This is a genomic window from Sphingomonas panacis (assembly GCF_001717955.1).
Lineage (GTDB): Bacteria > Pseudomonadota > Alphaproteobacteria > Sphingomonadales > Sphingomonadaceae > Sphingomonas > Sphingomonas panacis.
Genome location: NZ_CP014168.1, coordinates 1671906 through 1684861, shown reverse-complemented (window position 1 = coordinate 1684861; position 12956 = coordinate 1671906). Strand labels below are relative to the sequence as shown.

The following is a 12956-nucleotide window of genomic DNA, read 5'->3' as shown; positions in this document are numbered from 1 at the left end:
TGCAGCCCATTGCCGCTTGGTGCGTTCCGTAACGGTAGCGTATCGGAAACAACAGGAGACACGCATGAAATCGACCTTCGTCCTGGCCTTGGCCATCGCCGCCGGCACCGCCACGCCGGCGGTCGCGCAGGAGTCTCCGCACCTTTCCGCCGCCTTCAGCGCCTGTATGGGCCGCGCCGGCAACAACACCGTTCAGCGCAATGTCTGTGCGCAGCGCGAATCCGGTGCGCAGGACGATCGCCTCAACAAGGCCTACCAGCGCGTGATGCGCCAACTGGCCAGCGATCCAGCCGAGAAGCTGGCGCTGCGCGATCAGGAACGCCGCTGGATCGCCGAGCGCGATTATAGCTGCAAGGTCAACAGCGACACCGTCGATAGCCGCTGCGTCGTGATGAAGACGGCGGCGCGCGCCGACGAGCTCGAAAGCCGTGTTCGGTTCTGATGCCACGTCCTGCCGGCCGACAAGCCGGCGGGACCGTCGAGAGGAACGCACATGAAAAAGAACCTGATCGTCTTGATCATACTGGGGCTGGTGCTGCTCGTCGCGGGCGCGGTGCTTCAGGTGACGGGCGGCCCGCCGAAGGCCGGCGCCGCGCAGGCCCAGCAATGCCGCGACAAGATGAAGGACAATGGCGCGGACATGATCGCCCGCTGCGACGAAGCCGCCTTCGCCGCGCAGATGACCGCGACCGACGCGGACTCGGCAGCCCGCGCGATCAGCGCCGCCAATTCAAACGAGATCGGCGGCAACGCGCTGGCGATGCTGCTGATCGGACTGGGCGCCGCGCTGCTGTTCGGCGGTATCATGGCGTCGCGCCGGCGGCGGTGATATCTGGCGACCGCAAGCGGGTGCGAGGCGACGCATTACGGCCTATGCAATCCGCTTACTCTTAGTCCGGCAGCGCCATTTGCCGCGGATCGGAGCATGTCGGGTGTTCCACTGCCCAGTGAAAACAGGCGATCAGGCACAACCGAGCGAGCGTCTCAGCTAGTCCTCTTTGGTCCTCCCAATCGTGGCCGAGACGGTCGCTGTTGCCGTGAAGCAGTCGGCTTCGCCCTTGCGAGTAGAGATCATCTATCGCTTTCTTGAAGCTCGGACCGTCCTCACGAATGGGCGCGTCAGGTTCAACTCCAATTTGACGTGACACCAGCGCTGTTATGCCCGATGCCATGCGTCCACAGGCGAGTGCATCAAGACATGACATGAATTTGGTAATGGCGATTATCGGCATTGGCTCGCGGCAAGCTTCATGAAACCAGATCAATGCGTGCGCGAAGCTGTTCATCAATTTCGGCCGCGAGGTCCGGTCGGGGTGCCCGAGCAAAAATCGGATCGTTTCAGAAAGAATCGTCCACCAGTCGCTGTGCTTCGCAATGAGCGGCTCCCACGCCTCCTTGAACAGTGATATGCCATACAACGAGTTAACCCATCGGCTGCCACCGAGCATGTCGGAGCGCTCTTGGTAAAAATTATATACTTGCCGGTAGGGAGGACCATCATAAACGAGATTGATATCTTCAAGCGCCTTTCGCGGACTCGCCCACATCAGCGCAACGCCCAGCAGCGTTAGCCGTGCGGCGAGCAGCGCCTTTTCTTTTGCGACTTCGCCGAACAAGCCATCCGTTTCTACGGAACATATAAATGGTGCTTCGCCGACCGCCTCGATGATGTCTTCCTCAGCAAAACGTTCAGGAGACCTTTTCCGCGGCCGAAGCTTCTTCCCAGACCAACGCGCTTTCAGGCGCCGGTGCGTCACTGGCGTGATGCGCCCCTGTTCCAAAAAGTGGTCAAGCCACGTCTCGCGGCGGCGGATGGTAACAGGACCAACCGTGAACGGAGGGATTTCATGGCGCTGAATGAACGAGCACCCAAATAAAAAAGTCCGTTTATGGAAATTCCAGTCCGTATCATCGAGTTCTTTGTTAAGCTCTGCAAGCGCTTTGTTAGCCGCCATTTGGATCGGGTTTTCGAGATCAATAGCGGCGAGTATCGGACCGACAACCCGCGTCACGAGGGACAACCAGTCTTTCGCGGATATCGAATTACTCAGCATAGGCTTTTTGGCATAGAGGCCATTCGCGAGATCCGCGATCAACTTACCGATCTCTCGATTTACGATCAGAGACTTGCCATCTCCAGCACTGATCCAACTCGGAAATTCGGTTAAAACGCCACCGGGAGAGCCAATAGGAAAATCTTGAATGCCTTTAAGTCGGCCTAATATCAGCGCAAGGATTTCGGATTCTTTTGACAAGGCTATCCCCGAAATCTTGCGCAGAACAAAGAAGCAAGCTCCTATTACAAAAAATACCGATCGATCTACCCATGCGGATGATCTGCAGGAGAAAACCCGGCCAGCCATCGCCGGCCGGGTCCGTAGATCAGGCCAGCATCCGCACGTTCGGCTCGCGATCGTAGAAGCGGTGCTTGGCCGCCGCGATGAACGCCTTGCCGAGATCGGTGACGCCTGCGTCGGGTTCGGCGCCAGCCTTGTCGAGCAGCGGCTTGGCGGCGGCGCTGGCGCCGATCGCCTTCAGGTGGCCGAACGCGTCCATCGCGAACTGGACCGCCGCAGCCTCCTTGAGCAGCATCTTGCAGCCCGCGTCGGACAGGATGATCGCGACCGCGTCGAAGATCTGGCTCGGCGAGCCGGCGAGCTGCCCGTCGGCCTTGCGCATCGTGCCGTCGGAGAGCTTGGCGCCGCCGACCTTGGGCGCGACGATAATCGCGCGCGCCTTCTCCGCCTCGACCGCCTTGATGACCGCATCCAGTTCGGCGGCATCGGTGCCGTCGGCGATGAGGATGCCGACCGAGCGGCCTTCCAGCGTCGACTTCATGTTCTTGTGGATCGACAGCGCATCGGACGGCGCCATGTCGACCGGCTCCCTGGCGGCCTTCGCTTTCTCGGGCAGGTCGATGCCGAGACCGTCGGCGACGCGCTTGGCGAGATCCTCGTCGACGTTGCGCAGGTTCGCCACCATCCGCGGCGGCACCTGTTCGAGCACGCCGACCTTGGACAGTTCGAACACGAACGACGATGCGATATGCGCCTGTTCGTGCGCGTCCTGCGAACGGTAGAACAGCCGCGCCTGGCTGAAGTGATCGGCGAAGGTCTCGGCGCGGATGCGCAGCTTGTCGCCCTGTTCGTTGGGGCCAGTGGCGGCGTTGACGGTGGCGAAACCGGCTTGGCTCTCGCGCGGGCCGCCTTCCTCGCCATGCGCGGCGAGGCTGTTCGGCTCGTAATTGGCGCGGCCCTTGGGCACCTGAGTCTGCATCATGCCGTCACGCTGGAAATTGTGCATCGGGCAGCGTGGGGCGTTGACCGGGATCTGGTGGAAGTTGGTGGTGCCGAGCCGCGACTTCTGCGTGTCGAGATAGCTGAACAGCCGCCCCTGCAGCAGCGGATCGTTCGAGAAATCCACGCCGGGCACGATGTTGGTCGGCAGGAACGCGACCTGCTCGGTCTCGGCGAAGAAATTGTCGACGTTGCGGTTGAGCGTCATCGTGCCGATGATGCGGACGGGGACGACCTCCTCCGGGATCAGCTTGGTCGCGTCGAGCACGTCATAGGGCTGTGCGTCGGCGAACGCCTGATCGAACACCTGGATGCCGAGATCCCACTGCGGGAACGCGCCGGTGTCGATCGACTCCCACAGGTCGCGGCGGTGATAGTCGTTGTCGGCGGCCTGGAGCTTGAGCGCCTCGTCCCAGATCGTCGACTGGATGCCGAGCCGCGGCTTCCAGTGGAACTTGACGAAGCTCGCCTTGCCCTCGGCGTTGACCAGCTTGAAGGTGTGGACGCCGAAGCCTTCCATCATTCGCAGCGAGCGCGGCAGCGTGCGGTCCGACATCGCCCACATCAGCATGTGAGTCGATTCGGGCATCAGCGACGCCCAGTCCCAGAAGGTGTCGTGCGCGCTGCCGGCCTGCGGATAGGCGCGATCGGCCTCCATCTTCACGGCATGGACGAGATCGGGGAATTTGATCGCGTCCTGGATGAAGAACACCGGAATGTTGTTGCCGACCAGATCCCAATTGCCCTCGCGCGTGTAGAATTTCACCGCAAAGCCGCGCACGTCGCGCGGCGTATCGACCGATCCGGCCCCGCCCGCGACGGTCGAGAAGCGGACGAACACCTCGGTCTTCTCGCCCTTGGTGAACACCGCCGCCTTGGAGAGATCGGAAATGTCGTCGGTCGCCTCGAACACGCCATGCGCGCCGGAGCCACGCGCGTGGACGATCCGCTCGGGAATCCGCTCATGATCGAAGTGGAAGATCTTCTCGCGCAGCACGAAATCCTCGAGCAGCGTCGGCCCGCGCTCGCCCGAGCGAAGGCTGTTCTGGTTGTCGCTGACGGGAACGCCGTGGTTGGTGGTGAGGACCGCCGCATCGCCTGACGCCTGCTGATGAGTCTCGCCGCCATTGCCGGTCGATGTCTTGAAATCGGTCATATCGCTGTCACTCCAAAGCGGATGTCGCTCACATAGATCAGGAACGCACCGGATCAGATCCCGGTCCCGCCGCGCACCATGATCGACAAATATCATCACTCTCGCGAGCGCCGCGCACGCGTGATAGGGGTTCGCGTCATGCTCATGCCCTCCGAAACCGCGCCCTCGGTCGTTCCGACGGCGGACGATCCGCCGCCCGACTTCGTCGTCGTCGATGTCGAGACGGCGTGCCCGAGGGTCAGCAGCATCTGTCAGATCGGCATCGTCGGGTTCCGCGGCGGCGCGGAAGTGTTCAGCTACGAAATGCTGGTCGATCCGCACGACGCGTTCTCGCCGTTCAACATCCGCATCCACGGCATCAGCGCCGATCATGTCGCGGGCAAGCCGAGCTTCGCGCATATCCATCCGACGGTGGACGCGCATCTCTCGGGGCGGATCACGGTCGCGCATTCCAATTTCGACAAGGGTGCGCTCGCCGCCGCATGCCGCGTCCATGATCGCACGCCGATCCGAACGACATGGCTCGACAGCGTGCGTGTCGCCCAGCGGGCATGGCCCGATCTGCCCAGCCACCGGCTCAACGTGCTCACCAAATATCTCGGCATCCGCCACAAGCATCACGACGCGCTCAGCGATGCGCGCGCGGCCGGGTTGGTGGTGGTGCGCGCGATCGAGCATACCGGCATCGATCTCGCCGGCTGGCTCGCGCCGTTCGCCGCGCGCGGCGGCACCGCGCCGAAGGCGGCGAAAGACGGACCGCTCAAGGGCGAACGCATCGCGATCCTCGGCGGGCCGCGCGACGGCCCCCTCGCCCGTCAACTCGCCGGCGCGGGCGCGCGGGTGCTGTCCTCGGTCGGACTCACCACGACGATGCTCGTGGTGAGCAACGAGCAGCCTTATGGCCGGTTCTATCATGCCGCCCCGGCCTATCGCCGCGCCGAGGAACTCCGGCGCGCGGGATCGTCACTGGCGATCCTGACCGAAGCGGAAATCGCGCATCGCCTCGAAACGCGGTGACGCGGCGCGGGTGCCGCCGACCGGCATCGCGCAGGATCATGCGGGTACAGGCCCCTGCCCGCCGGAACAGCATCGCCATCCGTGCGCTGTAGCGAGGCAAGCGGGAGAGTGCGTTTGATCTGCCAGGGACATGCGTCGTGAGCGCGAGCCGGTTGCCGAGCCGGCTGTGGATCGTCCGCCACGGCGAGAGCGCCGGCAATGTCGCGCGCGACGCGGCACATGCCAGCGGTGCTGACCGGATCACGCTGTCGGCGCGCGACGTGGACATTCCGCTCTCGGCGCGGGGCGAGACTCAGGCGCGCACGCTGGGCGCATGGTTCGCCGGAGCCGATGCGGAGGAGCGGCCCGACGTGCTGCTCGCATCGCCCTATGTCCGCGCGCAGGAGACCGCGCGCCTCTTCCGCGCGGCCGGTGGCACCGATGCCGATGAGCCGATCTGCATCGACGAACGGCTGCGCGAGAAGGAGTTCGGCATCCTCGACGGGCTGACGACGCAGGGCGTGACGTCGGTCTACCCCGATCAGGCCGAGTTCCGGCGCTTGCTCGGCAAATTCTACCACCGCCCGCCCGGCGGCGAGAGCTGGTGCGACGTGGTCGCGCGACTGCGCTCGGTGATGGACACGGTCGCGCTCCATCACGCCGGGCGGCGCGTGATGATCGTCGCGCATCAGGTGGTGGTGCTGTGCCTGCGCTATGTGATCGAAAACCTCACCGAAGAGGAGATCCTGGCGATCGACCGCGAGGGCGACGTGCTCAACTGTTCGGTCACCGAATATCGTTTCGATCCTGGTATCGGTCGCGACGGCGGGCTGGCGCTGCTTCGCTACAATGTCGCCGATCATCTCGACGACAGCCCGGCGGCGGAAGTCACCGCCGAGCCCGAGCGGACGGCGGGAGTACGCGGATGACCGGCGAGGCGACGGCGCTCGACAGCACCTGGATCGCGGCCAATCCCCTGCCGGTGCATGGCGCGGGCACGACCAAGAACAGCCGTGGCCGCGTGACCGTGGTCGGCGGCTCGCGGCTGGTGCCGGGAGCATTGCGGCTGACCGGAGAGGCGGCGCTGCGGGTCGGCGGTGGCAAGGTGCAGATGGCGACGGTGGCATCGGCGGCACTCGGCCTCGGGCTGATGGTCCCCGAGGCGGCGTCCGTCGCGCTGCCCGAGGACGCCGATGGCGAGATCGGCGCGGGCGCGGTGGAATGCCTCGAACGCTCGCTCAAGACGTGCGACGCGCTCGTGATCGGCCCCGGCATCGGCAGCGCGGACGCCGCCGCGCAACTGCTGCGGGCGGTGCTGGAGCAAGCGTGCGAAGACACGATCCTGGTGCTCGACGCTATGGCGATCGGCTGCGCCCGCGATCTGAAAGGCGCGCTGGCGCGGTTTCGCGACCGGCTGATCTTCACGCCGCATCACGGCGAGATGGCGCTGCTGACCGGGCGCGACGAAACCGCCATCGCCGAGAACTCCGCCGCCATCGCCTGCGAGACCGCGGCGGACTATGGCGCCGTGATGGTGCTGAAGGGGAGCGACACCCACATCGCCGCGCCCGACGGCGCGCTGCTCCATTATGGGGGCGGCGGCAGCGGGCTGGCGACCGGCGGATCGGGCGATGTGCTGGCGGGCGCGATCGCCGGATTGCTGTCGCGGGGGGCGGCGCCGCTGGTCGCCGCCGGCTGGGGCGTGTGGCTGCATGGCCAGAGCGGCCGCCGCGTCGCGACGACACGCGGACCGATCGGCTTCCTTGCCCGCGAATTGCCTGCCGAGTTTCCCCGCCTGCTCCCGCAGTGATCGAGACCTTCGTCAGACGCTCGTATCGGGTGCGCTGCCGCGCTTCCGGTCGCGTTCGGCGCGGCGGCCGACGCTACGCACCTTGAGGAGATCGTGCCGCGAGAGAATGCCGACCACCCGCTGCGTGCGCGGATCGACGATCGGAATCCGGCCGATACCCGAATCGACCATAAGATCGGCGACCTCCCCGATCGGCGTCGCCGGATAGGCGAAGGGTTGCGACGCATCGGAGAGCGCTTCGGCCAGCGGCGTTTCGGGGAGTTCGCCCGAGACTTGCCAGCGCAGCGCATCGGATCGTGACACCAGCGCGAGCAGACGGCCCTCGTCATCGACCACCGGATAGCTGCGATGATCGGCGCTGTCGGTGAAATACTCGACAGCCGCACGGATCGGCATGTCGCCGGCCAGCGTCACGGGATTGGCGGTCATCACGTTTTCCGCCTGCAGGAACTCAAGCGGATCGACGCTATATTCCTGAAGGATATGGCGTCCGCGCCGGGCGATCTTCTCGGTGAGGATCGAACGCGGCATGATGAGCACGCTGGCCGCGTAAGCGCCGGCCGCCGCCGCGATGGTGCAGGGCAGCGCGTTGAAATGGCCCGTCAGTTCCACGACGAAGATCGCGCCGGTCAACGGTGCGCGCATTGCGCCGCTCAGGATTCCGGCCATGCCGATCAGCGCCCAGAAACCGGCCGGGCCCGGGAGCAAGTGCCCGGCCAGCGCTCCGAGCGCTCCGCCCAGGATCAGCAAGGGCGCGAGCACGCCGCCCGACGTGCCGGACCCGAGCGCCACCAGCCACACGATCGCTTTCACCACCAGCAAGGCGAGCACGACCCGCATGGTCAGCGCACCGTCGAGCAGCGCCTGGATGTTCGCATAGCCCGCGCCGAGCACATGCGAGTCGATCAGGCCGCCAATGCCGACGACCACCCCGCCGATCGCCGGCCACCACATCCAATGCACGGGCAAGCGGTGAAAAAGGTCTTCGACCCGGTACAGCAGCGACGACAGCACCGCCGCCTCGACGCCGAGCAAGATCCCCAGCGCCAGCGACAGGCTGGCGGCCTGCCACACGGCGGCGACCGGGGCGGCGGCGAAGGGAAATAGCGGCCCGGCACCGAGCAGGAACGGCCGCGCTCCGATCGAGACCAGCACGGCGATCACCACCGGCACCAGGCTGCGCGGCTTCCATTCGAACAACAGCACTTCGACCGCGAGCAGGATGGCGGCGAGCGGAGTACCGAAGATGCCGGTCATGCCGGCGGCGGCGCCCGCGACCAGCAGGGTCTTGCGCTCCGCCGCGCTCATGCTGAAGCATTGCGCGAACAGCGAGCCGATCGCGCCGCCGGTCATGATGATCGGGCCTTCGGCCCCGAACGGCCCGCCGCTGCCGATCGAGATCGCCGAGGAGAGCGGTTTCAGGATCGCGACCTTCAGCGACAGGCGGCTTTCGCCGTACAGGATCGCCTCGATCGCTTCGGGAATGCCGTGCCCGCGGATCTTGTCGGAACCGAACCGCGCCATCAACCCGACGATCCCGCTGCCGAAAATGGGGATGACGACCACCGCGATGCCGACGTGTGCGGCGGCGGGATCGGCGTTCGCCGTCGACAAACGTCCGAACCAGAACAGGTTGGTGGCGAGCGCGATCAGCTTCAGCAGCAGCCACGCGCCGCCCGCCGCCGCGAGACCGATCACCGATGCGGCGCCAGCCAGCACGATCATGCGGTGATCGGCGGTGTGGTCGCGCAATTGGCGGGAGCCGGAAACGGGATTAGGGGAAAGGATCATGAGCACTCGCCGACGGATTTGGCGGCGCATTATATCGCGACACGATATAAAACAAGGACAGGACCGCACGATGCCCGCCCCCGAGACGTTGAGCGATGCGGATTATGGTGCGCTGGCCGATTTTCGCCACGCGTTGCGCGCGTTTCAGGCGTTCAGCGAGAGCCGCGTCGCCGAACACGGGCTGACCCCGCAACAGCATCAGGCGCTGCTGGCGATCCGTGGCGCGGCGCCGTCGGTGGTGGTGAGCGTCGGCTTCATCGCGGACCGCCTCATTCTCAAACCGCACAGCGCTTCTGGCCTGGTCATGCGGCTGGAAGCGCTGGGGCTGGTAATTAGGACGCCGTCGGCGACCGACCGCCGGCAAGCGGTGATCGGGCTGACCGCGAAGGCCCGCGCGTTGCTTGAGCATCTGTCGGAGATTCACCGCGAGGAGATCGTCCGGCTGCGTCCGCTGCTCAAGACGCTGCTCGACACGTTCGTGTAAGCGCCAAAGCGCACCACCTATGTCGCAATATGATACATCTGCCGCGTCCGGCCACAATCCGTTGTACGATCCCCCTCCCCCGTCTATGCGGCCCGGGTGGGAGGCTGACCGTTGCGGATTGCGATAGTCGATGAAAGCGCGGCGCGCGCGGCGGTGATCGAGGAGGGTCTGCACGATGCGGGCCTCCGCGACGTCACGATCTTCGTCGAACGGCGTGGCATCGCCGCGCGGCTGGAGGCGTTGTCGCCCGATGTCGTGCTCATCAACCTCGCCAACCCGCACCGCGATGAGTTGGAGGAGCTGTTCGCGCTGTCGCGCGCGATGGCGCGCCCGGTCGCGATGTTCGTCGACCAGAGCGATACGGCGGGGATCGAGGCGGCGGTCGATGCAGGCGTCTCGGCCTATGTCGTCGACGGACTCAAGAAGGAGCGCATCCGCCCGATCCTCGAACTCGCGATCCGCCGGTTCCGCGCCTATTCGCGGCTGCGCACCGAACTCGACGAGGCGCGCAGCGCGCTCGCCGAGCGCAAGGCGATCGATCAGGCCAAGGCGCTGCTGATGAAGAAGCGCGGTATCGACGAACCCGCCGCCTATGCCGCGCTGCGCAAGGCGGCGATGGATAGCGGACGGCGGATCGGCGATGTCGCCGACGCGATCGTCACCGCCGACCGGCTGATGGGGGATCTATGACGCGCACGCCGTTCCGCATCGGTTTCCTGCCGCTGGTCGATGCCGCGCTGCCGATCCTTGCGCGCGAGTTCGGCTTCGCCGAGGACGAAGGCATCGATCTGTCGCTGATCCGCGACCTGAGTTGGGCGACGGTCAACGATCGGCTGCTGTACGGTCATAGCGACGCGGCGCACCTGCTCGCGCCGCTGGCGATCGCGACCACGCTCGGGCTGGGGCGGCCCGCGACGCCGCTGTCGGTCCCGTTCGTGCTCGGGCTCAACGGCAATGCGATCACGTTGCACCCCGATCTCGCCGCGCAGGTGACTCGCGTCGGCGCGCCCGGCGATGTCGCCGCGATCGGCGCGCGGCTGGCGACGGCGGCGCGGGGTGCGGGTCGGCGGCTGCGCTTCGGCGTGGTGCATCGCTATTCGAGCCACAATTACATGCTGCGCTATTGGCTGATCGGTTGCGGCATCGATCCCGACCGCGATGTCGAGATCGTCACCGTCGCGCCGCCGTTCGCCGCCGATGCGCTGGCGGCGGGCGAGATCGACGGCATTTGCGTGGGCGAGCCTTGGAACAGCGTCGCGGTCGACCGCGGCGTCGGCGTGATCGTCGCCGTCACCTCGCAGATCTGGCTGCGCGGCGTCGAGAAGGTGCTGGCGATGCGGACAGCGCGGATGGAGGAAGACCCCGATCTCACTCACCGGCTGCTCCGCGCATTGTACCGTGCGGGGCTTGCGTTCGTCGATCGCGAACGCCGCGAGGAGATCGCGGAAATCCTCGCGCGGCCCGACTATCTTGACGGATCGGCGACTCTGATCGGCCATGCCATTTCGGATCGGATCGTGTTCGCGCAAGGGCACGCGCCGGTCGATGTGCCCGACTTCATGTTCCAGCACCGCGAGGCGGCGAATTTCCCATGGGTCAGCCAGGCGGCGTGGCTCTATGCGCAGATGTGCGTTGCCGGGCATGTGCGGGAGAACGCGGACGAATATCTCACCGCACAGCGCGTGTTCCGTCCCGATGTGTACCGCGCGGCGCTGCGCCCGCTTGGCGTCCCGCTGCCCGGGGCGAGTTCCAAGCTGGAGGGCGGAATCGCCGAGGCGCTCGGTGTCGGCACCACCCAGGGGCGGCTGATCCTCGGCGCAGATCGGTTCTTCGACGCACGCAGCTTCGATCCGTCCGAACTCGACGCGTATCTCGCCGGAACGCGCGCGCTGTAACCAACGCCGAAGCAGCTTTGTTTCGTGGCGATCACGCTGCGGTGCAAAAAGCGCTTGCGTGATCGACCGATCGCGGGCAGTTTCGCGCCATCGCCAATCGGCTGCAACGACGCAGACGATTCGGCATCACCAACATTCTGGCAAAGCTGCCGTCGCGTCCCGTGAGCATCACGGGCGCCGCGGCGGCTTTTTTGCGTTTGCTCGACGGGGACCGAGACGATGACGCAAGCACAGGTGCAGTTCGACACCCAATATTTCGAAAGTAGCGCCACCCCGGCGACAGCCGCGCCGGCGGCGGACGGGTTCTGGAAGAGCGGCCACCGCCCCTCGCTGATCGCGGCCTTCCTCTATTTCGATCTGGCTTTCATGGTCTGGGTGCTGCTCGGCCCGCTCGCGCCGATCATCGCCGGCGATCTCGCGCTCAGCCCCGCGCAAAAGGGCCTGATGGTCGCAGTGCCCACGCTGGCGGGTGCGGTGCTGCGGCTCGTCAACGGCGTGCTGGTCGATCGCATCGGCCCAAAGACCACCGGCGCGATCGGTCAGGTCATCGTCATCTCCGGGCTGGCAACCGCCTGGGTGCTCGGCGTCCACAGCTTCGGCGCGACGCTCGCGCTGGGCGTGGTGCTCGGCTTCGCCGGGGCGAGCTTCGCGGTCGCGCTGCCGCTCGCCTCGCGCTGGTATCCGCCCGAGCATCAGGGCAAGGCGATGGGCATCGCCGGCATGGGCAATTCGGGCACGGTGTTCGCTTCGCTGTTCGCGCCTTTGCTCGCCAAGGCGTTCGGCTGGAACGCGGTGCTGGGGCTGGCGGTGATCCCGCTGGCGATCGTTTTCGTCGTGTACATGGCCCTCGCCAAGGACGCCCCCAACCCGCCCGCGGCCAAGCGCCTGCCCGCCTATCTGGCGGTGCTCAAGCAGACGGATGCGTGGTGGTTCATGCTGTTCTACGGGGTGACGTTCGGCGGCTTCGTCGGCCTCGCGGCCAGCCTGCCGATCTATTTCACCGATCGGTTCGCGCTCAGCCCGGTAAGCGCTGGCTATTGCACCGCCGCCTGCGTGTTCATCGGTTCGCTGGTGCGTCCGCTCGGCGGCGGCGTGGCGGACCGGATCGGCGGCATCGCGACGCTGACATTGGTATACGGGGTCGCCGCGATCCTGCTGGTGGCGATCAGCGCCAGTCCAGCGTCGCTCGGCGTCGCGATGGCGCTGTTCCTGCTGGTGATGGCCACGCTCGGCTTCGGCAACGGCGCGGTGTTCCAGCTCGTGCCGCAACGCTTCCGCGCCGAGATCGGCGTGATGACCGGGCTGGTCGGCTTCGGCGGCGGGGTCGGCGGCTTCTATCTCGCCTCCTCGCTCGGCTTCGCCAGGCAACTGACCGGCAGCACGGCGTCTGGCTTCCTGATCTTCGCCGGGCTCGCGGCGGTCGCGCTGGTCGGCCTGCTCTCGGTCAAGGCACGTTGGCGCGCGACCTGGGGCGCCGATCTCGCCGGAGTGCGAATCTGATGACCGCGATCACACCCGCAATCACAGG

Annotated in this window: 12 protein-coding genes; 9 read left to right on the top strand and 3 right to left on the bottom strand. The window is 66.2% G+C overall.

The window, feature by feature from the left end:
• Positions 1–64 precede the first annotated feature (64 nt).
• Positions 65–442, top strand: coding sequence for a lysozyme inhibitor LprI family protein (locus J0A91_RS07640; protein WP_069204407.1), 378 nt, complete (start codon positions 65–67; stop codon positions 440–442).
• 51 nt (positions 443–493) lie between these two features.
• Positions 494–829: a hypothetical protein gene (locus tag J0A91_RS07635; RefSeq protein ID WP_069204406.1), complete on the top strand. Its 336-nt coding sequence runs from the start codon at positions 494–496 to the stop codon at positions 827–829.
• Positions 830–890: 61 nt separating this feature from the next.
• Here the strand turns inward: J0A91_RS07635 and J0A91_RS07630 are convergent, their stop codons facing one another.
• On the bottom strand, positions 891–2255 hold the full coding sequence (locus tag J0A91_RS07630; protein WP_150126857.1) for a hypothetical protein: 1365 nt from the start codon (positions 2253–2255) through the stop codon (positions 891–893).
• 127 nt (positions 2256–2382) lie between these two features.
• The gene (locus tag J0A91_RS07625) at positions 2383–4452 is read right to left on the bottom strand and encodes a catalase (protein ID WP_069204404.1); all 2070 of its coding nucleotides are present in this window, start codon (positions 4450–4452) and stop codon (positions 2383–2385) included.
• A 138-nt stretch (positions 4453–4590) separates the two neighbouring features.
• Here J0A91_RS07625 and J0A91_RS07620 point away from each other — a divergent pair, with 138 nt between their 5' ends.
• The 3 genes from J0A91_RS07620 to J0A91_RS07610 all read left to right on the top strand — a co-directional run bounded on the left by J0A91_RS07620 (position 4591) and on the right by J0A91_RS07610 (position 7258).
• Entirely contained in the window at positions 4591–5469 is an 879-nt protein-coding gene (locus tag J0A91_RS07620; protein ID WP_240502232.1) for an exonuclease domain-containing protein, read from the top strand.
• Positions 5470–5606: 137 nt separating this feature from the next.
• The gene (locus J0A91_RS07615) at positions 5607–6377 is read left to right on the top strand and encodes a histidine phosphatase family protein (protein ID WP_069204403.1); all 771 of its coding nucleotides are present in this window, start codon (positions 5607–5609) and stop codon (positions 6375–6377) included.
• The gene (locus J0A91_RS07610) at positions 6374–7258 is read left to right on the top strand and encodes an NAD(P)H-hydrate dehydratase (RefSeq protein WP_069204402.1); all 885 of its coding nucleotides are present in this window, start codon (positions 6374–6376) and stop codon (positions 7256–7258) included. The genes J0A91_RS07615 and J0A91_RS07610 overlap by 4 nt, the downstream gene beginning before the upstream one ends.
• 12 nt (positions 7259–7270) lie before the next feature.
• Here J0A91_RS07610 and J0A91_RS07605 read toward each other — a convergent pair whose 3' ends face one another.
• Positions 7271–9049: a chloride channel protein gene (locus tag J0A91_RS07605; RefSeq protein ID WP_069207135.1), complete on the bottom strand. Its 1779-nt coding sequence runs from the start codon at positions 9047–9049 to the stop codon at positions 7271–7273.
• A gap of 70 nt (positions 9050–9119) precedes the next feature.
• Between J0A91_RS07605 and J0A91_RS07600 the strand changes: the two genes are divergently transcribed.
• The 4 genes from J0A91_RS07600 (at position 9120) to J0A91_RS07585 (ending at position 12928) form a co-directional block, all read left to right on the top strand.
• On the top strand, positions 9120–9533 hold the full coding sequence (locus J0A91_RS07600; RefSeq protein WP_069204401.1) for a MarR family winged helix-turn-helix transcriptional regulator: 414 nt from the start codon (positions 9120–9122) through the stop codon (positions 9531–9533).
• Positions 9534–9644: 111 nt separating this feature from the next.
• Complete coding sequence (locus J0A91_RS07595; protein ID WP_069204400.1) at positions 9645–10223, top strand: ANTAR domain-containing response regulator; 579 nt, start codon at positions 9645–9647, stop codon at positions 10221–10223.
• A complete protein-coding gene (locus J0A91_RS07590; protein ID WP_069204399.1) occupies positions 10220–11428 on the top strand; it encodes a CmpA/NrtA family ABC transporter substrate-binding protein in 1209 nt (402 codons plus the stop codon). The genes J0A91_RS07595 and J0A91_RS07590 overlap by 4 nt, the downstream gene beginning before the upstream one ends.
• A gap of 219 nt (positions 11429–11647) precedes the next feature.
• Positions 11648–12928: a nitrate/nitrite transporter gene (locus J0A91_RS07585; RefSeq protein ID WP_069204398.1), complete on the top strand. Its 1281-nt coding sequence runs from the start codon at positions 11648–11650 to the stop codon at positions 12926–12928.
• The last annotated feature ends 28 nt before the right edge of the window (positions 12929–12956 follow it).

Bases quoted from the DNA above. Each gene is read 5' to 3' on its own strand.
- J0A91_RS07640 (WP_069204407.1), top strand. From the start codon at position 65: ATGAAATCGACCTTCGTCCTGGCCTTGGCCATCGCCGCCGGCACCGCC.
- J0A91_RS07635 (WP_069204406.1), top strand. From the start codon at position 494: ATGAAAAAGAACCTGATCGTCTTGATCATACTGGGGCTGGTGCTGCTC.
- J0A91_RS07625 (WP_069204404.1), bottom strand. From the start codon at position 4,452: ATGACCGATTTCAAGACATCGACCGGCAATGGCGGCGAGACTCATCAG.
- J0A91_RS07620 (WP_240502232.1), top strand. From the start codon at position 4,591: ATGCTCATGCCCTCCGAAACCGCGCCCTCGGTCGTTCCGACGGCGGAC.
- J0A91_RS07610 (WP_069204402.1), top strand. From the start codon at position 6,374: ATGACCGGCGAGGCGACGGCGCTCGACAGCACCTGGATCGCGGCCAAT.
- J0A91_RS07605 (WP_069207135.1), bottom strand. From the start codon at position 9,049: ATGATCCTTTCCCCTAATCCCGTTTCCGGCTCCCGCCAATTGCGCGAC.
- J0A91_RS07600 (WP_069204401.1), top strand. From the start codon at position 9,120: ATGCCCGCCCCCGAGACGTTGAGCGATGCGGATTATGGTGCGCTGGCC.
- J0A91_RS07590 (WP_069204399.1), top strand. From the start codon at position 10,220: ATGACGCGCACGCCGTTCCGCATCGGTTTCCTGCCGCTGGTCGATGCC.
- J0A91_RS07585 (WP_069204398.1), top strand. From the start codon at position 11,648: ATGACGCAAGCACAGGTGCAGTTCGACACCCAATATTTCGAAAGTAGC.